Source organism: Vibrio rotiferianus, assembly GCF_002214395.1.
GTDB classification, from domain to species: Bacteria; Pseudomonadota; Gammaproteobacteria; order Enterobacterales; family Vibrionaceae; genus Vibrio; species Vibrio rotiferianus.
On sequence record NZ_CP018312.1, the window covers coordinates 2,646,962 to 2,671,404 of the forward strand.

The 24,443-nt window shown below is 45.3% G+C and carries 21 protein-coding genes; 10 read left to right on the forward strand and 11 right to left on the reverse strand.

What is annotated here, in order from left to right:
* Nucleotides 1-4: 4 nt before the first annotated feature.
* From BSZ04_RS21350 to BSZ04_RS21380, 7 genes are all read left to right on the forward strand, one after another.
* The gene (locus BSZ04_RS21350; protein WP_088881324.1) at nucleotides 5-1,417 is read left to right on the forward strand and encodes an FAD-dependent oxidoreductase; all 1,413 of its coding nucleotides are present in this window, start codon (nucleotides 5-7) and stop codon (nucleotides 1,415-1,417) included.
* Between the two features lie 91 nt (nucleotides 1,418-1,508).
* The gene (locus BSZ04_RS21355) at nucleotides 1,509-1,937 is read left to right on the forward strand and encodes a DUF1499 domain-containing protein (RefSeq protein ID WP_010445903.1); all 429 of its coding nucleotides are present in this window, start codon (nucleotides 1,509-1,511) and stop codon (nucleotides 1,935-1,937) included.
* Between the two features lie 65 nt (nucleotides 1,938-2,002).
* Complete coding sequence (mtnN, locus tag BSZ04_RS21360; RefSeq protein WP_050917876.1) at nucleotides 2,003-2,698, forward strand: 5'-methylthioadenosine/S-adenosylhomocysteine nucleosidase; 696 nt, start codon at nucleotides 2,003-2,005, stop codon at nucleotides 2,696-2,698.
* Nucleotides 2,699-2,712: 14 nt separating this feature from the next.
* Nucleotides 2,713-3,666: a cobalamin biosynthesis family protein gene (locus BSZ04_RS21365; RefSeq protein WP_088881325.1), complete on the forward strand. Its 954-nt coding sequence runs from the start codon at nucleotides 2,713-2,715 to the stop codon at nucleotides 3,664-3,666.
* Nucleotides 3,666-4,490 carry a vitamin B12 ABC transporter substrate-binding protein BtuF gene (gene btuF / locus BSZ04_RS21370; RefSeq protein WP_162531081.1) on the forward strand — a complete coding sequence of 275 codons (825 nt, stop codon included), beginning with the start codon at nucleotides 3,666-3,668 and terminating at the stop codon, nucleotides 4,488-4,490. Before BSZ04_RS21365 ends, btuF begins: the two co-directional genes overlap by 1 nt.
* A gap of 77 nt (nucleotides 4,491-4,567) precedes the next feature.
* Nucleotides 4,568-5,188, forward strand: a complete 621-nt coding sequence (locus BSZ04_RS21375) for a TRIC cation channel family protein (protein ID WP_017190089.1) — start codon at nucleotides 4,568-4,570, stop codon at nucleotides 5,186-5,188.
* A 126-nt stretch (nucleotides 5,189-5,314) separates the two neighbouring features.
* Nucleotides 5,315-6,181 (forward strand): LysR family transcriptional regulator, encoded by an 867-nt coding sequence (locus BSZ04_RS21380; protein WP_088881327.1) that lies wholly within the window; start codon nucleotides 5,315-5,317, stop codon nucleotides 6,179-6,181.
* On the opposite strand, the gene BSZ04_RS21385 is transcribed toward BSZ04_RS21380, so the two are convergent.
* On the reverse strand, nucleotides 6,111-6,890 hold the full coding sequence (locus BSZ04_RS21385) for a TSUP family transporter (protein WP_038884196.1): 780 nt from the start codon (nucleotides 6,888-6,890) through the stop codon (nucleotides 6,111-6,113). The two genes, BSZ04_RS21380 and BSZ04_RS21385, sit on opposite strands and share 71 nt — an antisense overlap.
* A 251-nt stretch (nucleotides 6,891-7,141) precedes the next feature.
* Here BSZ04_RS21385 and BSZ04_RS21390 point away from each other — a divergent pair, with 251 nt between their 5' ends.
* Both BSZ04_RS21390 and BSZ04_RS21395 read left to right on the forward strand, forming a co-directional pair.
* Nucleotides 7,142-8,056: an Ssp4 family T6SS effector gene (locus tag BSZ04_RS21390; RefSeq protein WP_088881328.1), complete on the forward strand. Its 915-nt coding sequence runs from the start codon at nucleotides 7,142-7,144 to the stop codon at nucleotides 8,054-8,056.
* Nucleotides 8,046-8,459: a hypothetical protein gene (locus BSZ04_RS21395; protein ID WP_167381316.1), complete on the forward strand. Its 414-nt coding sequence runs from the start codon at nucleotides 8,046-8,048 to the stop codon at nucleotides 8,457-8,459. The genes BSZ04_RS21390 and BSZ04_RS21395 overlap by 11 nt, the downstream gene beginning before the upstream one ends.
* An 82-nt stretch (nucleotides 8,460-8,541) precedes the next feature.
* Here the strand turns inward: BSZ04_RS21395 and carB are convergent, their stop codons facing one another.
* The 5 genes from carB to secA form a co-directional block, all read right to left on the reverse strand.
* Nucleotides 8,542-11,775, reverse strand: a complete 3,234-nt coding sequence (gene carB / locus BSZ04_RS21400; RefSeq protein ID WP_005436162.1) for a carbamoyl-phosphate synthase large subunit — start codon at nucleotides 11,773-11,775, stop codon at nucleotides 8,542-8,544.
* Nucleotides 11,776-11,791: 16 nt separating this feature from the next.
* Nucleotides 11,792-12,931, reverse strand: a complete 1,140-nt coding sequence (carA, locus tag BSZ04_RS21405; protein ID WP_010445883.1) for a glutamine-hydrolyzing carbamoyl-phosphate synthase small subunit — start codon at nucleotides 12,929-12,931, stop codon at nucleotides 11,792-11,794.
* A 481-nt stretch (nucleotides 12,932-13,412) separates the two neighbouring features.
* Nucleotides 13,413-14,222 (reverse strand): 4-hydroxy-tetrahydrodipicolinate reductase, encoded by an 810-nt coding sequence (dapB, locus tag BSZ04_RS21410; RefSeq protein ID WP_038884192.1) that lies wholly within the window; start codon nucleotides 14,220-14,222, stop codon nucleotides 13,413-13,415.
* Between the two features lie 113 nt (nucleotides 14,223-14,335).
* Entirely contained in the window at nucleotides 14,336-14,734 is a 399-nt protein-coding gene (gene mutT / locus BSZ04_RS21415; RefSeq protein ID WP_010445879.1) for an 8-oxo-dGTP diphosphatase MutT, read from the reverse strand.
* Nucleotides 14,735-14,795: 61 nt separating this feature from the next.
* Entirely contained in the window at nucleotides 14,796-17,525 is a 2,730-nt protein-coding gene (gene secA, locus BSZ04_RS21420; protein WP_088881329.1) for a preprotein translocase subunit SecA, read from the reverse strand.
* Nucleotides 17,526-17,931: 406 nt separating this feature from the next.
* On the opposite strand from secA, the gene BSZ04_RS21425 reads away from it, so the two are divergent.
* Nucleotides 17,932-18,393 carry a DUF721 domain-containing protein gene (locus BSZ04_RS21425; RefSeq protein WP_010445876.1) on the forward strand — a complete coding sequence of 154 codons (462 nt, stop codon included), beginning with the start codon at nucleotides 17,932-17,934 and terminating at the stop codon, nucleotides 18,391-18,393.
* A gap of 66 nt (nucleotides 18,394-18,459) precedes the next feature.
* On the opposite strand, the gene lpxC is transcribed toward BSZ04_RS21425, so the two are convergent.
* From lpxC to murC, 5 genes are all read right to left on the reverse strand, one after another.
* Complete coding sequence (gene lpxC / locus BSZ04_RS21430) at nucleotides 18,460-19,377, reverse strand: UDP-3-O-acyl-N-acetylglucosamine deacetylase (RefSeq protein ID WP_038884189.1); 918 nt, start codon at nucleotides 19,375-19,377, stop codon at nucleotides 18,460-18,462.
* Nucleotides 19,378-19,477: 100 nt separating this feature from the next.
* A complete protein-coding gene (ftsZ, locus tag BSZ04_RS21435; protein ID WP_088881330.1) occupies nucleotides 19,478-20,716 on the reverse strand; it encodes a cell division protein FtsZ in 1,239 nt (412 codons plus the stop codon).
* Nucleotides 20,717-20,746: 30 nt separating this feature from the next.
* Nucleotides 20,747-22,009 (reverse strand): cell division protein FtsA, encoded by a 1,263-nt coding sequence (ftsA, locus tag BSZ04_RS21440; RefSeq protein WP_010445869.1) that lies wholly within the window; start codon nucleotides 22,007-22,009, stop codon nucleotides 20,747-20,749.
* Nucleotides 22,002-22,787 carry a cell division protein FtsQ/DivIB gene (locus tag BSZ04_RS21445; RefSeq protein ID WP_029560917.1) on the reverse strand — a complete coding sequence of 262 codons (786 nt, stop codon included), beginning with the start codon at nucleotides 22,785-22,787 and terminating at the stop codon, nucleotides 22,002-22,004. The genes ftsA and BSZ04_RS21445 overlap by 8 nt, the downstream gene beginning before the upstream one ends.
* 190 nt (nucleotides 22,788-22,977) lie before the next feature.
* Nucleotides 22,978-24,438, reverse strand: a complete 1,461-nt coding sequence (murC, locus tag BSZ04_RS21450) for a UDP-N-acetylmuramate--L-alanine ligase (protein WP_162531082.1) — start codon at nucleotides 24,436-24,438, stop codon at nucleotides 22,978-22,980.
* Between the last annotated feature and the right edge of the window lie 5 nt (nucleotides 24,439-24,443).

Here is a 24,443-nt window from a genome sequence, read left to right on the forward strand (position 1 = left end):
AATCATGAGTCAGAACGTTTATCAATTTATCGATGTTCAACGCGTGGATCCTGCGAAGAAGCCTATCAAAGTTCGTAAGATCGAGTTCGTTGAAATCTATGAACCGTTTACCAAACAACAAGCGACTGCGCAGGCAGATCGCTGCTTGGATTGTGGTAACCCATATTGTGAATGGAAGTGCCCTGTCCACAACTACATTCCTCAATGGCTAAAGCTAGCCAATGAAGGTCGTATCCTTGAAGCTGTTGAATTGTCACACCAAACCAACAGCCTACCTGAAGTTTGTGGCCGAGTGTGTCCGCAAGATCGTCTATGCGAGGGCTCTTGTACTCTCAATGAGGACTTTGGTGCAGTCACTATAGGTAACGTTGAAAAATACATTACCGACAAAGCCTTCGAAATGGGCTGGAAACCTGATATGTCCAAGGTGGAATGGACCGATAAAAAGGTTGCCATCATTGGTGCAGGCCCGGCAGGCTTGGCAGCCGCTGATATCCTTGTGCGCAATGGCGTGAAACCTGTCGTATTTGACCGCTATCCTGAAATTGGAGGCCTACTGACCTTCGGTATCCCTTCATTCAAGCTTGAAAAAGGCGTGATGGAAAACCGCCGACGCGTCTTCACCGAGATGGGTGTTGAGTTTCGCATGAATGTCGAAGTAGGCAAAGATGTGCAAATGCAAGAGTTGCTTGATGAGTACGATGCGGTCTTTTTAGGTGTAGGCACCTACAAATACATGCGTGCAGGGTTAGAAAATGAGGGCGCGCCGGGTGTTTACGACGCTCTGCCATTCTTGATTTCAAATACCTACAAAGTGATGGATTTAGAGCACGACCAACCTTTTATCGACATGGCGAAACAACGCGTTGTGGTATTGGGTGGTGGTGATACCGCTATGGACTGTGTTCGAACCTCTATCCGCCAAGGCGCGTCAAACGTGGTATGTGCTTACCGTCGTGATGAAGCCAATATGCCCGGCTCTCGCCGTGAGGTGAAAAACGCCAAAGAAGAAGGCGTGAAGTTCATGTTCAATCTTCAGCCACTAGGGATTGAAGTGGATGCGTCTGGCAAAATCTCGGGGGTCAAAGTGGTTAAAACCGCCCTTGGTGAGCCTGATGAAGCAGGTCGTCGCCGTCCAGAGCCAGTAGAAGGCAGCGAGCATGTTCTACCAGCAGACGTCGTGATCATGGCGTTTGGTTTCCAGCCACACAAAATGGACTGGTTAGCTCCGTTTGATGTCGATTTGGATCAATGGGGTCGTATCAAAGCCCCTGCTAAGCAAGAGTTCCAATTCCAGACCAGCAACGAAAAGATCTTCGCGGGTGGCGATGCGGTGCGAGGCTCAGATCTGGTCGTCACTGCAATTGATGAAGGACGAAAAGCGGCAGAAGGCATTCTCGATTACCTCGAAGTTTAATCACAGCTAACATCACAAAAAGGATCCTATTATTGGATCCTTTTTCTTTTGTATCCATATAATTAGAAGCAAAATTATAAGAGTAAATACAATGAAAAAAGCCGCTCTCCTTTCCATCACTTTGCTCGGCTTAACTGCTTGTAGCCAAGGAGTCACAACCATGACGGATCGTTCTCAATCACCTTGTGGTGACAAACCAAACTGCGTTTCCACCCAAGACACGCGTGAAGAATATAACCTAACGCCATTCACCCTAGCTGATTCAGCGAACATCGATGCTATTGAGCAAGTGGCACTTGAACTGCCGGGGGCGAAAACAGCGGTGAAAGAAGGTAATTACCTGCGAATCGAGTGCACATCTAAAATCATGCGCTTTGTGGATGATTTAGAACTCAAGCTCGAAGGCGATCAGTTAATTGTTCGCTCAGAATCTCGCGTTGGCTATTCAGACTTTGGTGTGAACCGTAAGCGTGCCGAACAATTACGGGCACTGTTGGCGAATGCTGGATTAATCAAATAACAACCACATATTGGTGCAGAGTGGTATACTCTCGCCAACTTTAATTTTTATCGAAAGAGAGTGTTATGAAAGTTGGTATCATCGGTGCGATGGAACAAGAAGTCACCATCCTGAAAGAAGCAATGACAAACTGCCAAACAGTAAACAAAGCAGGTTGTACGTTTTTCTCTGGTCAGATTAACGACGTTGATGTGGTACTGCTTCAATCTGGCATCGGTAAAGTAGCGGCAGCGGTAGGTACAACCATTCTGCTAGACGAGTACCAACCAGATGTGGTTATCAACACTGGTTCTGCAGGCGGCTTTGACTCAAGCCTAAACCTAGGCGACGTTGTTATCTCAACAGAAGTTCGTCACCACGATGCAGACGTAACGGCGTTTGGTTACGAAATGGGCCAAATGGCAGGCCAACCAGCAGCATTCAAAGCGGATGAGAAGCTAATGGACCTTGCGGAAAAAGCGCTGGCTCAAATGGAAAACACTCACGCAGTTCGCGGTCTGATCTGTACTGGTGATGCGTTTGTTTGCACTGCAGAGCGCCAAGAGTTCATTCGTAAACACTTCCCGTCAGTTATCGCTGTAGAAATGGAAGCATCTGCTATCGCTCAAACTTGTCAACAATTCAACACGCCGTTTGTTGTTGTGCGCGCGATCTCTGACGTAGCAGATAAAGAATCACCAATGAGCTTCGAAGAGTTCCTACCGCTAGCAGCGAAAAGCTCATCAGAAATGGTATTCAAAATGTTGGAACTGACTAAGTAAGTCTATCGAATTTCATGGAAGAAACCTTTCAGCAATTTTATGCCAATGGTGCGCTCCTCGTCATGTGGGGCGCATTAGTATTCCATCTCCTGATCCCCATTCCACACGCTGCGCATCCAGTGACGCTTTGGCATAAGTTCGCCGAGCAACTAGCAAGCAAAGTCAATAACAACCACAACTACTCGCAAAGCATCATCTCTGGCGGACTCGCGCTTCTTCTTATGCTTGTGCCTTGCTTGATATTGCTGCTCGCGATGAAGCCTTTAGTTTGGCAAGCTCCGTTATTTGAGTTGGCATTGCTGCTTATTGCTCTCGACTGGCGAAACAACGAATCACTTGCTAAACAACTGGTCACCGCAATGTCGAATGAGAACAAAGCACAGTGCCGAGCACTACTCAAACCTTACCTTAATCGCGATACAGAGAGCTTATCGCTACTAGGCATTGGTAAAGCTGGAGCAGAGACCATCATCATGGGTTACGGACGTAATGTAGTTTGTGTGCTGTTTTGGTATGGATTAACTGGTGGAATTGGTGCGCTGATGTATCGCCTAACCGCTGAACTTGCTCGAGCATGGTCCCCAAGTCGCCGTCAATATTCCCCATTTGGTAAGCCTGTAATTCAATTAACAGCGGCGCTAGAAATCATTCCATTGCGCTTATTCGCTATGTTTATTGGTGTGGGTAAAAACGTATCAAGCGTTTCAACCGCTATGCTTCAACAAGCGAAATCTTGGCCGCTTCCAGGGCCAGCTTGGTTGTTGTGCTCAATTGGTAACAAGCTTCAATTGTCGCTAGGTGGTCCTGCTTTATATCAAGGACAGCGAGCTGAACGAGCAAAAATAGGTGGTCGCATTGCGCCATCCGCCATTCATCTAGCGCAAATCCAAACCTTAATCGTTTGGCGTATCTTTGCTTGGATTGTTATCCAAAGCCTAATTCTCGGATTCATTTATCAAGGACTATGATGAAAAAACTTTGCTTTGCCCTCTCTCTTATCTTCTCTGCCGTTTCTTTTGCCAATGAGCCTGTTCAACGTGTCATCAGTCTGGCACCACACGCAACGGAAATTGCCTATGCAGCAGGTCTTGGAGACAAGCTGATCGCGGTCAGTGAGATGAGTGACTACCCTGAGCAAGCCAAAGATCTAGAAAAAGTATCAAACTACCAAGGTATCAAACTCGAACGCATCATCGCCCTGCAGCCCGATTTGGTTATCGCTTGGCCGGCAGGAAATCCAGCCAAAGAACTTGAGAAGCTCTCACAATTTGGTATCCCTCTCTACTATTCAACAACAGGGACGCTAGAAGACATAGCCAAGAATATTGAGCAGCTCAGCCAGTACAGTGAAAAACCGGATGTAGGACAAAAGGCCGCAGCAAATTTTCGTACACAGCTAGAAACACTAAAAGAAAAGTACAATACCGAAGATAAAGTCAGCTACTTCTATCAGTTAAGTGAAAAACCGATCATCACCGTTGCTGGCAAGAATTGGCCAAGTGAAGTCTTCACCTTTTGCGGTGGTGAAAATATCTTTGCCAAGGGAAGTGCTCCTTACCCACAAGTCAGCATCGAGCAAGTGATTACTCGCCAGCCTGAAGTACTGTTCACCTCCCGCCATGCCATGGATAGTGATGGTATGTGGGCAGAGTGGAAAAACGACATCCCTGCATTAAAAAATGACCATGTTTGGTCACTCAATTCCGATTGGATCAACCGACCAACCCCGAGAACCTTAAACGCGATCACAGAGGTGTGCGAACACTTTGAAACCGTTCGGCAAAAACGCTAACGTTTCCGTTGGAAATCCCGTACAATTTCCGTCCCATTTCTGTTCCCCCACAATTTGTTTATAAGGTACCAAGTAACATGGACTCCATGCTGCTTTATATGATCGATTTATTCGGTACTGCTGTCTTTGCGGTTTCTGGTGTTTTGCTCGCAGGCCGATTAAAGATGGATCCTTTTGGTGTGATCGTGCTCGGTAGTGTGACAGCTATTGGTGGTGGCACTATTCGTGATATGGCGCTTGGCGCAACCCCGGTATTCTGGATCACTGACACTACCTATCTTTGGGTAATTTTCATTACCTGTTTGCTCACCATGATTCTGGTTCGTCGTCCTAAACGTCTACCTTGGTGGGTGCTTCCCGTATGTGACGCGATTGGTTTGGCAGTATTTGTTGGTATTGGTGTTGAAAAAGCCCTGGCCTACAATGCATCCGGCATGGTAGCGGTGATCATGGGTGTCATTACTGGCTGTGGTGGTGGCATCATTCGCGATGTGTTAGCTCGTGAAGTACCAATGGTTTTAAGAAGCGAAGTCTACGCAACCGCATGTATCATAGGCGGTATTTTCCACACCACGGCATTGAGCATGGGTCATGACCACTCTTTCGCCCTACTCGCTGGCGTCGTTTCGACATTGATTATTCGTCTTGGTGCGATTCGCTGGCACTTATCACTGCCAACCTTTGCCATCAATCGATAATCTTCAGCTAATTAACTAAAAAGAGCCGTCCTAATCGACGGCTCTTTTTGTTTGCCCCACGCCTATCGCTTCTCGCACAAAGCTTGGTTATATTAAGGCTATTATTCCCAACATTCATGGATAGGCATGTTACTGGAAGGCATCGAAACACTCTTGGTATTAAGTAAAGAAAAGACCATGAGTCGTACTGGAAGTCAGCTTTACATCAGTCAATCAGCAGTCAGCAAACGGATTGCGAACCTAGAAAAAAAACTAGGGAAGAAGTTGATAGAGCCAAGTGGTCGCCATATAAAGCTCACTTCAGATGCTATAGCACTAATAAGCACTATCGAGCCTACATTTAATGAGTTACGTGGTCAGATACATGACCAACAAGAGCTCGAAGATTCGTCATTGATAAAAATAGACTGTTCGGAAACGTTGGTAGCAGGTTACCTCAGTTTGATCATGGAAGAGCGCTTAGCCCAAGATCCATACCTAAGAATTTCAACCAACCATACGCCACGAATCGTAGAAAACGTAAAATCAGGCAAAGCCACTCTTGGATTCTGCGCGGGTTACTTACCTCCTCATCATGGTTTGATGAGTTATCATCTAGCAGATGAGCCTTTCTCTATCATAAGCAGACATGAGCTCACAAAGATGCCAAAAGCAATTCTGACCAATGACTTAAATAATCCAGCCAACACTTATCAGCAGGCCGTGCTCTCTAAACACAATATCCAGCCTTTAATGGAAATGGATTCGTACACGGCAGCAGCACAATTAGCGTTAGGTGGTATGGCACCAGCTCTAATTCCAAGGTCGATCATTAAAACACTGAATATAGCGGAGGAGTACTGTTACAACTTTGAGGAACTCGCCCCCTTAATTCGTCCAATACACATCTGCCTACGCCACAACGCCTATCGTAATGAACGAGTTAAAACAGTGATAGAAGCCATTGTTGATGTTGTTGCCAAAGAAGTTTCGCCGCCATCAGCATTGACATAGTTATAACTAAAGGTCGAATCCACTTTTGTCCTTTGGTTACCACCACTTTGGCACCAAGTTGAGCACCAATAAAGCCACCTACAGCCATAGTCAAACCGATTTCCCACACAGGTAAGCCAGCTAGAATAAAGAACAGCAGAGCCGCAATATTCGAAGTGAAGTTAAGAATCTTAGTTCGAGCCGTTGCATCAACTAACGAGAAGTGACCAAGCGCGACAAAGCAGAGCGCAAATATAGAGCCAGTCCCCGGCCCAAAAAAACCATCGTAAAAACCAACACCACCACCAACACACAGAGCGAACATAGCTTCAGAGAGCTTTGGTTCACCCTCAGCCGCTTTCGAGGTTGAAGAAAGCAAAAAGTAGAGTGAAATCGCGATAAGTAATACTGGAATAAGGCTGGTTAGTATCCCGGCATCAATAAACTGCACAGCTTCTGCACCAATAGCAGACCCAATAAAGGTGCATAGAATCGCTAAGCGCATCTCTTTAAGGCTAACAATACCATTACGCACAAAATACCAACTGGCAGAAAAACTTCCGAATGAGCTTTGTAACTTGTTGGTCGCTAGCGCCTGAGTGGGACTGAGCCCCGCCGCTAATAAAGCAGGCAGAGTCAATAGGCCACCACCACCAGCCATTGCATCGATAAATCCCGCTGCCGATGCAACAAAAAACAATGCAACTAAAATCTCAAAAGTGATTTCCACTTATGCGTCCTTGTAAAAATGTGTAACGAAGAGAAGGCAACGATAGCACCACCACACCAACGCGCAAAAGGAAACTCAAGACACCAACCTATTCCTAATATTCATCAATAAGAAAAATCCAAGAAATGATACGTTAAATGTATCAATTACATTTCCAATCGAATTCACTCTCAAGAGCATTTCATTTTTTTGATGGCCAAGAAAAACACTGGCCTAATCTGGTAAATTCAATCTCATAGAAAGTGAAAACAATGGATGCTTTAGGGATTCGCCCATCAATAAAAGAGCAACAGCTACGTTCTCGTATAGAACAAACCGTAAATTTAAAACAGCTCTTCAGAGTCATAGATTCTAGGCCTGAAACTTCGGGGGCTGGGGTTATTTATATCGATAGAAAATTTACCATTATTCGCTTGAGAGACTTTAAGTCTACATGCCGTATCAACCCCATTTTCATCGTCTTACGTGAGCCGATAAAAGCTCAAACCACGCATGAGTTTGCAAAAGAGATAAAACAAGAAGAGCCCAAATCCAAGTTCAATCAAGAACTTTTGTCAGCGAGCATTAGCTGCGTTGGAGCTGCTATTGGGTGGCTTGGTGTTATTGGCTCCGGTTTGACAATACCCATTAGTGGTCCCGCAGGTTTAGCCATGTCCTATATTTCATTTGGAGCGACTGCCGCGGCTACAGCTCAATGCTCTATAGGAGTAGCAAGAACTGTAATGGCTTCAAAATCACCAGATAAGCTATCTAATTTAGACAGTAATGAATGGTACCAAAACACAACAAAAGCTTTAGATTACATATCTTTAGCCGGAGCTAGTGTAAGCGGATATCAGACAACAAAAATGGTTCTATCTCTCAAACAAACCACCGGAAAAGGAGTCTCCGAGATCCTAAAAGGACTAAACAGACAAGAACGTGCAAACTTGACTAAAGAAATTGTCCGTAAAAACCTCCCTACGTTTTCAAGTAAAGCGCGCAAGCAGCTTACGTTGTCTGGGGTGATACCTAAAAGGTATTCACAAGCAACGATTTCTACATCTATTTCCCACCAACTCCTCGACGCTATTGGAGGCTCAGTGAGCATAGTTGGAAGCGGCTATTCAGGTGAGATCAAAAACCTTGCCATTGGCATTTATGAGGAGTTGAAAGTTGAATACTGAATCGATTGGCATTGTGAACATATTAATAAGCATATGCTTATATTTAGCATTAACCATTGGTCTAGCAATAAGCCTAAGCATCTGGAATGAATGGTTTTCTATCACTCAACAAATGGAACTCGATACTTATTTCATTCTCTTCGGTACCATAACTGCAACAGTAATATGTGTGCCAAACATTCTGACTATAAGCAAGGGCTTGAGTATTGCAGCGAAAGTAAACTTGCTCACCATTGCATTTATTCTTGTTACTTGCAGCGCTAATTTTGTTATTACAAATGGCAGTACTATTGCTTCATCTTTAGGGACGTTACTTTCAGTTATCAGTTTGATGCTATACAAAAGTCCGCTCTACCAAGCTTTCTTAGCGCACTTCAATTCTCTCCATTTTAAGAAACCTTAAAGACAAAAAAAGCCCGCTCAAATGAGCGGGCAATGAGGTTGTCATATAAGCCCTATTTTTCGGGCTTACTGATTTTTATCTATTACGCTTCTAGGCTAGCTTTCACTTTTGCGTGTAGCTCTTGAACCGAAGTTACCGTGCTCTTCGCGTCTGCAGTGTGTGCCATACAAGTTGCGAATGCAGCGTTTAGTGTTGTCGTGTAGTTCACTTTCTCTGCTAGTGCTCCGCGACGAAGAACTTTAGAATCTTCAATCGCTTGACGGCCAGCGGCAGTATTCACGATGTAGGTGTACTCGTTGTTCTTGATACGGTCAAGAATGTGAGGACGACCTTCGTGTACTTTGTTTACTAGACGTGGGTTAATACCCGCTTCGCCAAGAATGACAGCTGTACCGTGCGTTGCATCTAGCTGGTAACCAAGTTTTGTCAACTTAGACGCTAGGTCCACAACGCGCTCTTTGTCACCTGCACGAACAGACAGTAGTGCACGACCACCTTCTGGGTAAATGTTGCCACAACCCAATTCTGCTTTCGCGTAAGCTTCTGCAAACGTAGCACCAACACCCATAACCTCACCAGTAGAGCGCATTTCTGGGCCTAACAGTGGGTCAACACCAGGGAACTTGTTGAATGGAAGTACAACTTCTTTCACTGAGTAATAAGGTGGGATGATTTCTTTCGTAAAACCTTGAGCTTCAAGCGATTGACCCGCCATTACACGCGCAGCAATCTTAGCGATTGGTGCACCCGTTGCTTTAGATACGAACGGTACTGTACGCGCTGCACGAGGGTTCACCTCGATTAGGTATACTTGGTTGTTCTTAACCGCGAACTGCGTGTTCATCAGACCACGAACACCCAACTCAAACGCTAGCTTTTCAACTTGCTCGCGCATTACGTCTTGGATTTCTTGGCTTAGCGTGTATGCAGGAAGAGAACATGCTGAGTCACCTGAGTGAACACCCGCTTGTTCAATGTGCTCCATGATACCGCCGATAACCACACGCTCACCGTCACAGATAGCATCGATATCGACTTCAACTGCATCGTCTAGGAAGCTATCTAGTAGAACTGGAGATTCGTTTGATACGCTTACTGCTTCGTTGAAGTAGCGACGTAGGTCTTGCTCATCGTATACGATTTCCATCGCACGACCACCAAGTACGTAAGAAGGACGTACAACTAGTGGGTAACCGATTTCACGAGATTTCTCTACCGCTTGCTCCATCGTCGTTACTGTCGCGTTTTCTGGCTGTAGAAGACCTAGACGGTCAACAGCAACTTGGAAACGCTCACGGTCTTCTGCACGGTCGATTGCATCTGGGCTAGTACCGATGATAGGCACGCCAGCCGCTTCAAGTGCACGAGCCAGTTTAAGTGGTGTTTGACCACCGTACTGAACGATAACGCCTTTTGGCTTCTCAACACGAGCGATTGCTAGTACGTCTTCCAGTGTTACTGGTTCGAAGTACAGACGGTCAGACGTGTCGTAGTCCGTAGAAACAGTCTCAGGGTTACAGTTAACCATGATAGTTTCGTAGCCATCTTCTCGCAGTGCTAGCGATGCGTGTACACAACAGTAGTCAAATTCGATACCTTGGCCGATACGGTTTGGACCGCCGCCTAGAATCATGATCTTGTCTTTGTCTGTTGGGTTCGCTTCACACTCGTCATCGTAAGATGAGTACATGTAAGCTGTATCAGAAGAGAACTCAGCCGCACACGTATCAACGCGCTTGTACACTGGGTGGATGTCGTACTGGTCACGTAGACGACGGATTTCGCTTTCCGCAACACCTAGAATCTTAGATAGACGTGCATCAGCAAAACCTTTGCGCTTCAGCTTGTTAAGTTCTTCTTTGTTTAGACCAGCGAAGCCTTTTGCTTTTAGCTCTTGCTCAAGCTTCACGATGTCTTCGATTTGAACTAGGAACCAACGGTCGATTTGCGTTAGGTTGAATACGCCATCTACTGACATACCTGCACGGAATGCATCCGCGATGTACCAAATACGCTCTGCGCCTGCTTCTTTCAGCTCATGACGGATTTTCGTCAGTGCGTCTGGCGCATCTAGGTCAACCATCTCGTCAAAACCAGTAGCGCCTACTTCTAGACCGCGAAGTGCTTTTTGTAGTGACTCTTGTTGGTTACGCCCAATTGCCATTACCTCACCAACTGACTTCATTTGCGTCGTTAGACGGTCGTTAGCACCAGCAAATTTCTCGAAATTAAAGCGAGGAATCTTTGTTACTACGTAGTCGATGGTTGGTTCGAATGATGCTGGCGTAGCGCCGCCAGTGATGTCGTTCATTAGCTCGTCTAGCGTAAAGCCAACTGCTAGTTTCGCTGCAATCTTAGCGATTGGGAAACCTGTTGCTTTTGAAGCTAGAGCAGAAGAGCGAGATACACGTGGGTTCATCTCGATGATAACCATACGGCCATCTTTCGGGTTGATACCAAACTGTACGTTAGAACCACCAGTTTCAACGCCAATCTCACGCAGTACTGCTAGAGATGCGTTACGCATTAGCTGGTATTCTTTGTCTGTTAGTGTTTGCGCTGGTGCAACCGTGATTGAGTCACCCGTGTGGATGCCCATTGGGTCAAAGTTTTCAATCGCACATACGATGATACAGTTGTCCGCTTTGTCACGAACCACTTCCATCTCGTACTCTTTCCAACCGATAAGAGATTCATCGATAAGAAGTTCGTTGGTTGGAGATAGGTCCAAACCACGACGACAGATTTCTTCGAACTCTTCCTTGTTGTATGCGATACCGCCACCAGTACCACCCATAGTAAATGATGGACGGATGATACAAGGGAAGCCAACCATATCGAGTACAGCGTAAGCTTCTTCCATCGTTTTTGCAGTATCTGCACGTGGACACTCAAGGCCGATAGACTTCATCGCTTTATCGAAACGAGAACGGTCTTCCGCTTTGTCGATTGCGTCAGCAGTCGCACCAATCATCTCAACGCCGAACTCTTCAAGAACACCGTGCTTCTCTAGGTCTAGTGCACAGTTCAATGCAGTTTGACCACCCATTGTTGGTAGTACTGCATCCGGCTTTTCTTTCGCGATGATGTTGCGAACCACTTCCCATTGGATTGGCTCGATGTAAGTTGCATCCGCCATGTCTGGGTCAGTCATGATGGTTGCAGGGTTAGAGTTTACTAGGATAACTCGGTAACCCTCTTCACGCAGTGCTTTACACGCTTGTGCGCCAGAGTAGTCAAACTCACATGCCTGACCGATAACAATCGGACCAGCACCAAGAATAAGAATACTTTGAATGTCAGTACGTTTTGGCATTATCTACTACTCCGAATTAAGCGCTGTGTTTTTTGATTAGTTCGATAAAGTGGTCAAATAGCGGTGCCGCGTCGTGTGGACCTGGGCTCGCTTCAGGGTGACCTTGGAAGCTAAATGCTGGCTTGTCTGTGCGGTGAATACCTTGTAAAGAGCCATCAAATAGCGATACGTGAGTAGCACGTAGATTTTCAGGTAGTGTTGCTTCGTCTGCTGCAAAACCGTGGTTCTGCGACGTAATCATCACAACATTACGCTCCAAATCTTTTACTGGGTGGTTTGCGCCGTGGTGACCAAACTTCATTTTCACTGTTTGTGCACCCGATGCTAGCGCAAGGATTTGGTGGCCTAGACAGATACCAAAGATTGGCAGGCCTTTTTCTAGGAATACTTTTGTCGCTTCAATCGCGTAAGTACATGGTTCTGGGTCACCAGGGCCGTTTGATAGGAAAACGCCATCTGGGTTTAGAGCCAGAACTTCTTCTGCTGAAGTTTCAGCAGGAACAACCGTTAGGCGGCAGCCTCGGTCAACCAACATGCGCAGGATGTTGCGTTTTGCGCCGAAGTCGTAGGCAACAACGTGATATGGCAATTCGCTGTCGTCTTTCGCTTCAGGAAGTCCACCCTCAAGCGTCCACGAACCTTGTTTCCATTGATACGCTTCTTTTGTTGTAACCTCTTTCGCAAGATCCATTCCTTTCAAACCTGGGAATTCTTTTGCTTTCGCTAGTGCCAAAGCTTCGTCTAGATTGTTACCAGCTACGATACAACCGTTTTGAGCACCTTTTTCACGCAGGATACGAGTTAGCTTACGCGTGTCGATGTCTGCAATGCCGACGATGTTTTGCGACTTGAGGTAATCAGAAAGGGATTGTTCATTACGGAAGTTAGAAGCGATAAGAGGGAGATCGCGAATCACAAGGCCTTGTGCGTGGATTGAAGAAGATTCTTCGTCTTCGGAATTGGTTCCGGTATTGCCAATGTGAGGATAAGTAAGAGTAACGATTTGTTGAGAATAGGAAGGATCAGTGAGAATTTCTTGGTACCCCGTCATCGAGGTATTAAAAACAACTTCACCAACGGAAATACCATCTGCTCCAATGGAAACACCGCGGAACACTGTCCCATCTTCTAGGACTAACAGTGCTAATTTACCCAAGACAACCTCCAGAATAAAAATGCATAAAAAATAAATTAAGCTGCAAATTTGCCTTCCTTTACCTTGATTATTTACATAAACAGGTATTTTTGACAAATTGGCGGTATTCTAAAGAGGGACTTGGAAAGTGTCAACACACATTGAAAAATAAATTATTACTTTCTAGCGAGTAAGGGCATTTCAACAGAAAAAGCCCTAAAAAAGTAAGTTTTACCTATCTACATACCACTTGCCATGACTTTTTTGTGAATTTTACAAATTTGAACTTATTACAGATCACAAAATTTTCTGAGATTTTTGCGCAAACGTTCATCCAGCAAAATCAACACTTACTTTTGAGCATTACACCAACATAAATAGCAAAACCACCCAAAATACCAATCAAACTATCGATAACACGCGCATCTCACGTACTCATTTCATTTACATAATTTTCTTCAAATACAAAAAAGCCGGCTTGCGCCGGCGAATAATTATGTACTTAAAGCTCATTCAGCCCGAGGACATCGGTCATGGTATAAAAGCCTGCTGGTTTAGAATGTAACCAAACAGCTGCCTTAACGGCACCATTAGCAAAGGTCATACGGTCAGTCGCTTTGTGTGTGATCTCAACACGCTCACCGATATCAGCAAACATCGCAGTATGCTCACCGACGATATCACCAGCACGAATAGTGGCAAAACCGATCTCATCTTTAGTGCGCTCACCAGTAATGCCTTCACGCGCGTACACCGCCACATCGCTCAGTTTGTTGCCCATTGCACCAGCAATGGCTTCACCCATACCAATCGCTGTACCTGAAGGCGCATCCACTTTATGGCGGTGATGCGCTTCAACAATCTCAACATCACAGTAGTCGCCCATGACTTTGGCTGCTTTCTCAAGAAGCTTGAAGACTAGGTTCACGCCAACAGAATAGTTTGGAGCCATGACAACAGGCACTTGCTTAGCGGCTTCATCAATCAGTTCACGCTCTTCTTCACTGAAGCCCGTTGTACCAATAATAATGCTCTTACCATGTTGCTTACATAGCTCTAGATTCGCTAGCGTGCTCACTGGAGCAGTAAAGTCGATAACAACATCAAAGTTCTCGACTTCTTTTGCTAAATCATCTGTCAGAAAGACATCAAACTTACCCTCACCACACAATTCACCCACATCAACGCCAACTAATGAAGACTCCGGACGTTCAGAGCCTGCTGCAACAGAGGCTTCCGGATTTAAGTGTGAGGCCTTTACTAGGTTGCGACCCATACGGCCAGCTGCTCCTGCGATTGCAATACGAACCATTGCGCTTTCTCTCCTTCTCTGGATAACGAGGCTTGTTCTCGTTCTCTTTCGTTTCGCGGTATCTTTTTAAACTAACAATATCCCGAGTTAACCACAAGATAGTTCGCGGTGAGTTAAGAAAACTCTTTTACTACTCGCTCAAGGATAGGTACATTCGCTTCAGGGAAGGTGTAATCAGGCAATGCTGTAATATCGACCCAACGGCCTTCTTGACCTTCACGACCATAAGGTTGGTTATTGAATTGAGTGACCGTCATGAAATCAAACTTCAGAGACTTATCTGGATAATCGTATTCCAAGTGCTCAAACAAGGCTTGCTCTGTCGCCGTAATACCAATCTCTTCCTCGAGTTCACGAATCATCGCTTGTTCAACACTTTCACCTTGCTCAACTTTGCCGCCAGGAAACTCCCAAAAGCCGCCTTTGTGTTTGTCATCTGGACGTTTGGTGATGAAGATTTGCGATTTGTCTTGGTTGAAGATGATCGCCGCAACAATGTGAATTCTTTTCATTAGATTCGTTCCTACAAAAAGAGCCGCCTAAGCGACTCTTTATTTATGTTTTCAGACTGTATTAGTCGATTTTACCGTGGCACTGTTTGTACTTTTTGCCGCTGCCACATGGACAAGGCTCATTACGTCCCACTTTACGCTCTTCGCGAACCATTGGCTGATGAGAACCTTCTTCAGACTCTTCACCTTCAGACAATGGGTTCTTTGCTGCCGCGTGTTGAGCTTGTGCACGACGAGCCGCTTCTTCAGCTTGCGCGCGACGCTGCTCTTCCATACGTTCAACTTCTTCTTGCTGTTGAACACGAACGCGAGATAGAACAGTAATCACGTCTGTTTTCAGCGCTTCTAGTAGACCTTCAAACAGTTCAAACGACTCACGCTTGTACTCTTGTTTCGGGTTCTTCTGCGCGTAACCACGCAGGTGAATACCTTGACGTAGATGATCCATCGCTGCTAGGTGTTCTTTCCATAGCGTATCTAGCGTTTGAAGCATAACTGACTTCTCGAAGTTACGTAGCACTTGTGCGCCAACCACTTCTTCTTTCGCTTTGTAAACTTCAACCGCTAGGTTAGTGATCTTCTCACGTAGCGCTTCTTCGTATAGCTTGTCGTCTTCTTCAAGCCATTGCTTGATTGGCGCATCTAGATCGAAGTCTGCTTTCAAGCGCTCTTGTAGACCTTCCACATCCCACATATCTTCTAGAGATTGTGGTGGAATGTATTCGTCGATGATCGCCGTAATAACATCTTCACGGTTTTGCTCGATCATGTCGCTAATGTCGTCAACGCTCATTAGCTCATCACGCAATTCGTAAACCACTTTACGTTGATCGTTCGCCACGTCATCGTATTCAAGAAGTTGTTTACGGATATCGAAGTTACGACCTTCCACCTTACGCTGTGCTTTTTCGATTGAACGAGACAGCATCTTAGATTCGATCGCTTCACCTTCTTCCATACCACTTTGGATAAGGCTAGCCATACGATCTGAAGTGAAGATACGCAGCAATGAATCTTCCATCGATAGGTAGAAACGAGATGAACCCGCATCGCCTTGACGGCCAGAACGACCACGTAGCTGGTTATCGATACGACGAGATTCGTGACGCTCAGTACCGATGATGTGTAGACCACCTGACTCTAGTACTTGATCGTGAACCTGTTTCCACTCAGCTTTGATAGCATCGATCTGTTCTTTGGTTGGATCTTGCAGTGCTTCCACTTTCGCTTGCCAGCTACCACCCAACACGATATCGGTACCACGACCAGCCATGTTGGTCGCGATGGTTACTGCGCCAGGTTTACCAGCTTCTGCAACGATTTCAGCTTCTTTCTCGTGGAATTTCGCATTCAGTACGTTGTGCTTGATCTTAGCTTTCTTAAGCGCGTTAGATAGCAGCTCTGATTTCTCGATTGAAACCGTACCCACTAGAGATGGTTGACCTTTCTCTACACGCTCTTTGATGTCTTCGATGATGGCAGCAAATTTTTCTGCTTCAGTACGGTAAACAACATCTGGCATATCGTCACGAATCATAGGTTTGTTAGTTGGGATAACAACCGTTTCTAGACCGTAAATCGATTGGAATTCGAATGCTTCTGTATCCGCTGTACCTGTCATGCCTGACAGTTTTTCGTATAGACGGAAGTAGTTCTGGAAAGTAATCGAAGCCAGCGTTTGGTTTTCGTTTTGAATCTTAACGCCTTCTTTCGCTTCAACCGCTTGGTGAAGACCTTCAGACCAACGACGACCCGGCATTGTACGACCAGTGTGTTCATCAACGATAACCACTTCGCCGTCTTCGTTAACGATATAATCTACGTTACGTTCGAACAATACGTGTGCACGAAGTGCTGCATTTACGTGGTGCAGCAGGCTGATGTTAGTTGGAGAGTAAAGCGTGTCACCCTCTTCCATCAGGCCGTTTTTCACCATCAGCTCTTCAACGAACTCTTGGCCCGTTTCAGTTAAGTGAACCTGTTTGGATTTCTCATCTACTGTGTAGTGACCATCACCGCGGTATTCTTCAGAATCTTCTTTATCTTGTTTTTGCAGATTTGGAATCAATAGATTAATACGAGTGTATAGCTCAGAGCTATCTTCTGCTGGACCAGAGATAATCAGAGGAGTACGAGCTTCATCGATAAGGATTGAGTCCACCTCATCGACTACAGCAAAGAAACGCGCGCGTTGAACACGGTCTTCGTTGCGGAAAGCCATATTGTCACGTAGGTAGTCAAAACCAAACTCGTTGTTTGTGCCGTACAGGATGTCGGCTTGATAAGCTTCTTTCTTCGCTTGAGGTGGCATGTTTGGCACGTTCACGCCAACAGTCATACCTAGAAATTCAAATAATGGACGGTTAGTCTCAGCATCACGTGTTGCTAGGTAGTCGTTCACTGTGACTACGTGTACGCCTTTACCTGGAAGTGCGTTTAGGTAAGCAGGAAGGGTTGCAGTTAAAGTTTTACCTTCACCAGTGCGCATTTCCGCAATTTGACCACCGTTCAGTACCATACCACCGATAAGCTGAACATCGAAGTGACGCATACCGTACACACGCTTAGATGCTTCACGAACCGTAGCAAATGCTTCTGGAAGCAGCTTATCAAGCGTTTCACCTTGTTCTAGGCGTTCACGAAACTCAACTGTTTTCGCTTTTAGTTCTTCATCTGATAGTGCTTCGAACGTCGGTTCGTAGTTATTTATTTCTTTTACAATTTTTCTAAGGCGGCGCAGTGTTCGGTCGTTGCGACTGCCAATTACTTTTGTCAGTAGCTTAGTTATCATTTTATGTAAATCTCTCGTTTATCAGACCGTTCCCGATCTACTTGAATGCCTTCAGTCTCTACCAGTTTGGAACTAAGAATACTGAGATAAATCATTTATCAAAGATATTGAGTTCAAACGTCCAATTTTCAAGGCTTAAATTTGAAACAATGTGGCATAGTGTAAGGATTTTTCTTCAATCCAACCATAAATAGCCCAATTTGTTTGAAGCACTCGGAAGTTTTTATCCAAACTGATGATGGATTAGCCAATATTCTCATGCAAAATCCCCAAAGCTTTGTGTCTCAAGCAATCAGAAATATCCATCAGAGATATGCAACTATAGATTAAAGGCCATAATGTAAACTATACCTGAGCAGAAAGCTGCTCTAGAATAGCTTTATCTCAACAAAATTAGTTTTTACCTATGCGCGACCACCGTCCTACCTCTACTGAAGATCTCATCGCTGAATCCCGGCTTAGTCAGCTTCAAGAACACGCGGGCGAGATCTTACTACTGAACAGAGCGTTACAAGAGATCTTACCGAAAGGAACGGCTGATCATTGCCGTGTGGCAAACGTGCGAGGCGGCCATTTATTGATCGATGTATCTAGTGCCGCGATCAAAATGAAGATCGATTATGATCGTTTGATGATCTTAAACAAACTAAGAAGCCAAGGACATGCAAAACTGATGAGCGTAGAAGTAAGGATTAATCCATCTCTCTACCGTAATCACTACGAGCAAGAACAAAAACCAAAGCGGCCACCGTTGACAGAAGCGGCAGCAAACTCGCTATTAATCATTGCTGACATGGCTCCGCCAAAAATCCAAGAACGCTTAAAGCGTCTTGCTGATATGGCAGAAAAGAAAAGCAAAGAATCCTAATCTGCAAATAGTAAAAAGCCAGGCATTGCCTGGCTTTTTTAATTTATTGCGTCTGAGTGTTGGGTATTACGCTAGAACCATATTTGGTTCTGCAAAAGCAACCGGAGAACCCGCTTCTTCTTCGAATGTTGTCCATTCCCATGCTTCTTGATCAGCAAGGACCGCACGCAGAAGTTGGTTGTTCAGGCCATGACCTGACTTGTACGCTCGGAACTCACCGATAATTGCGTGACCACACATGTAAAGATCACCAATTGCGTCCAATACTTTGTGAGTAACAAACTCATTTTCAAAGCGAAGGCCTTCTTCATTAAGAATGCGGTAATCATCCAGTACGATTGCGTTGTCAAAGCTACCACCAAGAACTAGGTTCTGGGATTGTAGGTATTCGATATCTCGCATGAAACCGAACGTACGTGCACGAGAAATCTCACGAACAAAACCTTGAGATGAGAAGTCAAACAAAAGACGTTGCTCGTCTGATTCGATCGCTGGGTGATTAAAGTCGATTTCGAAATCCATACGGAAGCCGTTAAATGGAACAAACTCTGCCCATTTATCACCATCTTCAAAACGAACTGGCTTCTTAATACGGATAAAACGCTTAGGTGCATTTTGTGGTTCAACACCCGCTTGTTGAAGCAGGTAAACAAAAGGACTTGCGCTACCATCCATAATTGGGATTTCAGGAGCATCAACTTCAACAATAATGTTATCGATACCCATACCAGCAAGTGCCGCATTCAAATGCTCAACAGTTGAAATACGTACGCCTTCATCATTCACCAATGCTGTACAAAGCATTGTATCGCGAACCGATTCTGGATCTGCTGGGAAATCTACAGGAGGATTTACGTCTGTACGACGGTAAATAATGCCTGTATTTGCAGCTGCCGGGCGCAGAGTAAGCGTAACTTTACGACCAGAGTGGAGACCCACACCAGTTGTTTTCACTATTTCTTTCAGAGTACGTTGTCTGATCATCTGCTTGCCTCTTAAAAAGTGCTACAAAACACGGCCGATTGTAACGTCGACCGTGAATGCTACCATAATTTTGAGCTGTGTCAAATTTACGGGTTAATAATTAATCAGCCTGACGACGCAAAAATGCCGGAATATCTAAATAACCGCTTTCCTTCTCTTGCTTAGGAGCAGCGCTTTGGCCACCAGCTGCAGGAGAAGAAGAAACTGTGTTTGTCGGCTGAGGAGTTACTTGTGGCTTCTCTTGTACAGGATTTGTCTGCAAAGTTTGTGCCGGTTTCTCTTCAGCTTGTGGCGCTGCGCTTTGAGCTTGTGGTTGAGCAGCTTGTGGCGCTGGAGCCACTTTCGCTTTACCACCAGCAACTAGCGTGATATCTGGCTTTTTCTCATTGCCAATACCAGTAGCAACAACAGTTACTCGGATTTCATCTGTCATATCTGGATCTAGTGAAGTACCAATAACAACAGTTGCGTTATCAGAAGCAAAAGCTTTCACTGTGTTACCCACTGTCTCAAACTCGTCAAGACGCATATCCAGACCTGCAGTGATGTTCACAAGGACGCCACGTGCACCTGCTAGATCGATATCTTCTAGAAGTGGGCTAGAAATTGCCATTTCAGCAGCTTCTTCTGCACGATCTTCACCTTTCGCGATACCGCTACCCATCATTGCATGTCCCATCTCAGACATCACAGTGCGTACATCCGCAAAGTCGACGTTGATCATGCCAGGACGAGTGATTAGCTCAGCGATACCTTGCACCGCGTTCTTAAGAACATCGTTAGCACTTGCGAAAGCTTCTAGTAGCGTTACACCACGACCAAGTACTTTAAGTAGCTTTTCGTTTGGAATCGTGATCAAAGAGTCAACGTGCTTAGATAGCTCATCGATACCTTGCTCCGCAAATGCCAAACGCTTTTTGCCTTCAAAGCTGAACGGTTTTGTTACTACCGCAACAGTAAGAATGCCAAGCTCTTTAGCTACTTCAGCAATAACAGGTGCTGCACCAGTACCTGTACCGCCACCCATACCAGCTGCGATAAATACCATATCGGCACCAGTGATGGACTCTTTAATTCTTTCTCTATCTTCGAGAGCTGCGTCACGGCCAACTTGTGGATTCGCACCAGCACCCAGACCTTTAGTGATGTCACCACCAATCTGGATCACATTGCCAACGCTTGTCTTACGAAGTGCTTGCGCATCAGTATTAACGCTGATGAATTCCACACCTTCGATGGATTCACGCACCATGTGTTCAACAGCGTTACCACCGCCGCCACCAACCCCAACGACCTTGATTACTGCATCGTCAGACATTTCCATCATCGGTTCAAACATGTGTTGTCTCCGTTTATCCTGCAACTCAGGTTAAAACTCTTTTTGTATCCAATTACGCAATTTACCGAAGAAGCCAGTAACAGATGAACGTTTCGGTTCATTATACTCGCCATCATCACTGGACTGCATGTCTCTTGCGTAATGAAGTAATCCAACTGCCGTAGAATGATACGGCTCTTTTACATAGTCAGTTAAACCACTAACTTCAAGTGGCTTGCCAACCCTAACTTGATTGCGGAATACGCGTTCCGCACACTCTACCACTCCGTCAATTTGCGCAGCACCACCAGTTAAAACCACACCTGCGGCTAAATGATGTTTGATGCCCTCTTCGCGCAATTTTGCTTGTACAGAGTCGATAGTTTGGTTAACCAGTCCCATAAGCTCAGAGTAACGAGGTTCAATCACTTCTGATAACGTCTGACGTTGCAGACTACGAGAAGGTCGACCTCCTACACTTGGGACATTAACCGTGTCATCCTTACTGACCAGTTCACTTAGGGCACAGCCATATTTAACTTTTATCTCTTCAGCATCGCTTACAGGCGTACCAAAAGCAAAAGCAATATCGCTTGTTACAGCATTTCCTGCGTAAGAAAACACTTCAGTGTGACGTAGCGCACCACCAGTCCAGATAGATACATCCATCGTGCCAGCACCAATATCAACCACACAAACCCCGAGCTCTCTTTCATCCTCGGTGATTACTGCGTTACTTGCAGCAAGCCCAGAAAATACAAGTTGCTCTACTTTAAGGCCGCAGCGCTCTACTGCCTTAATAATATTGCGTGCCATATCATTATGACATGAGATCAAATGGACACTTACTTCCATTCTTACTCCAGATAAACCAAGCGGGTTTTTAATGCCTTCTTGGTAGTCGATGGTGAACTCCTGTGGAATCACATGAAGGATTCGTTGTTCATCACCGATTTTAATCGATTTTGCAGTATGGATAGCGCGATCCATATCTTCTTGGGATACTTCCTCATCGGAAATAGTTCCCATGCCTTTCTCAATACGGCTCGCAATATGCTTACCCGATAATGAGATAAACACTCGGCTAATTTGGCATTCAGCCATTAGTTCGGCTTGATCAATGGCTCTTTGGACGGATTTAACTACCGACTCCAAATCGTTCACGCCACCTTTATCCATGCCACGTGACGGGCTGCTACCTGCACCAATAATATTTATTTGGCCATCAGGTAAAATTTCACCCACTAGAGCTGACACGGTTGCAGTGCCTATATCAAGACCAACAATAATGTTGTCATCAGCGGCCTTAGTCATCTGTACTCTCTTGTTCTAACTCTTGTTCAGGAAACCAACCGACTGCGGCTCCTGTATCGTACCGTAAGTCAATATAACTGATTCTTTGGGTGTCACTGCCAAGCTGATGATACAACTCAAAAAAACGCTGTATACGCTCGTCAAGAGACTCTTTACCTAATTCTAAACGTATGCCGTTATCGAGGATAATTTGCCAAGCACGACGTTCATTCAATACGAGTGAAGAAATCGCAAGACCAAGTTTTGCAAATTGAGGCTGTAATGTTCGGTAGGTCTCTAAGACTTCCGGCCCACTTGCTGCTGGTCCATATAATTTTACTTTTTCTTCCTTCAGCAGACCTACATCACCATCAAAAACGATCCCACTATTATCTAGTAGTTCGTTGCCATTCCAAATGGCTTCGGGATGATACTCCGTTAAGAATACTTTTACTTTATCTGGCCATTGCTTACGAATTGCGGCATGAGCAACCCAAGGCAAAGCTTCGACACTCTGCTGTAATACATCAATGTCCTGAGACATAAATGTACCGATATGATCGATTCGCCCGAACGCACTTTGCACGTCCTCAGCCGTGACATACTCCAAGTTACCTTGCAGTATTATTTTGGAAAGAGGTAACCTTTGGTCATCCCACATCCAACTGATCGCCGAATACAACACAGAACTAATCAAAGTCACGACGAAAACGAAAAACAGAGCACCTATTAGTTTTTCTTGACGACCACGGAGTAATTCCTTTTGTGGTGGTTCTTCATTCAGTGCCATATTTAACAATGGTATTGTTTCCTGACTGTTGTCCCGTGTTTTACCTTATCTATTACAAGGTGGTAAAAACTCTGACTTTAACCTTGGGATTATACTTAGCTCTTGTAAACTATCAAACATTGATAGTGACAAATCACAACTATCCTGACGCAAAATCGAGATCTGCGTCTTTTTCCACACTATGTGTAAACGAAAGCACTTATCCCTGCTGCATCTTTTCAATGTTTAACTCTAATGTTGCAAGTTGTTTAGCTACTTTACCTACATCTCCCGCACCTTGAGTTAAAACTAAGTCACCTTCTTGAATGACATTAGCAAGCACTGATGGTAGTTGGCTAGTTTCTGGGACAAAAATGGGATCAACCTTGCCACGGCTGCGAATCGTACGGCATAAAGCACGGCCATCCGCCCCTGCAATTGGCTTTTCGCCCGCAGCGTAAACATCCAACATGATTAGCACATCAACTTGTTCAAGTACGTTTGCAAAGTCATCGTACAAATCACGCGTACGGCTATAGCGGTGCGGCTGGAAAATCATCACCAAACGCTTGTCTCGCCAACCGCTGCGGGCCGCGTTAATTGTTACATCCACTTCTGTTGGATGATGGCCGTAATCATCAACAAGCATTGCATGACCGTTACCAGTATCAAACTCACCTAAGTGATCAAAACGACGGCCTGTACCTTGAGTGCCAGCCATTGCTTTTAGAATCGCTTCATCACTGATGTCATCTTCTGTCGCAACCGCAATCGCCGCTGATGCGTTGAGTGCGTTATGACGTCCTGGAATGTTTAGCGTGATATCAAGGTTTGCACGGCCTTCACGTACTACGGTGAATTTGCCTTGCTGGCCTTCTTGGTGGTAATTCTCGATACGCACATCAGCATCTTCAGAGAAACCGTAAGTGATCACTTGGCGGCTGATACGAGGAATCAATTCACGAATCACAGGATCATCGATACACACAATCGCTTGACCGTAAAACGGTAGGTTGTGAAGGAAATCAATGAAGGTCTGCTTCAAGGTTTCAAAGTCACCACCGTACGTATCCATATGGTCAGCTTCGATGTTCGTCACGATGCTCACCATAGGTTGTAGATGCAGGAATGAAGCGTCACTTTCGTCCGCTTCTGCAATCAAAATTCGGCTAGAGCCTAGGCGCGCATTCGTACCCGCGCTCTTAACCAGACCACCGTTCACAAACGTTGGATCAAGGCCTGCTTCAGAATAGATTTGAGTTACCAAAGCTGTGGTCGTCGTTTTGCCATGTGTACCCGCGACAGCAATACCATGACGGAATCGCATTAACTCCGCCAGCATTTCTGCGCGACGTACGATAGGGATACGCAACTCACGCGCTGCGATCACTTCTGGGTTTTCTTCATTGATCGCGGTGGATACAACAACAACACTGGCTTTTTCTACATTGCTAGCTTGATGGCCGATAAATACCGTCGCACCTTTTGATACTAGACGCTCGGTCACTGGGTTTTCTGATAGATCAGAACCTGTGATTTGGTAGCCTTCGTTCAACAGCACTTCAGCAATGCCGCTCATGCCCGCACCACCAATACCGATGAAGTGGATGGATTTCACGCGGCGCATCTCTGGCACCATTGCGCGAATCTGAGCTAAGTCTTGTGTATGTTGGATTGTCATCAATT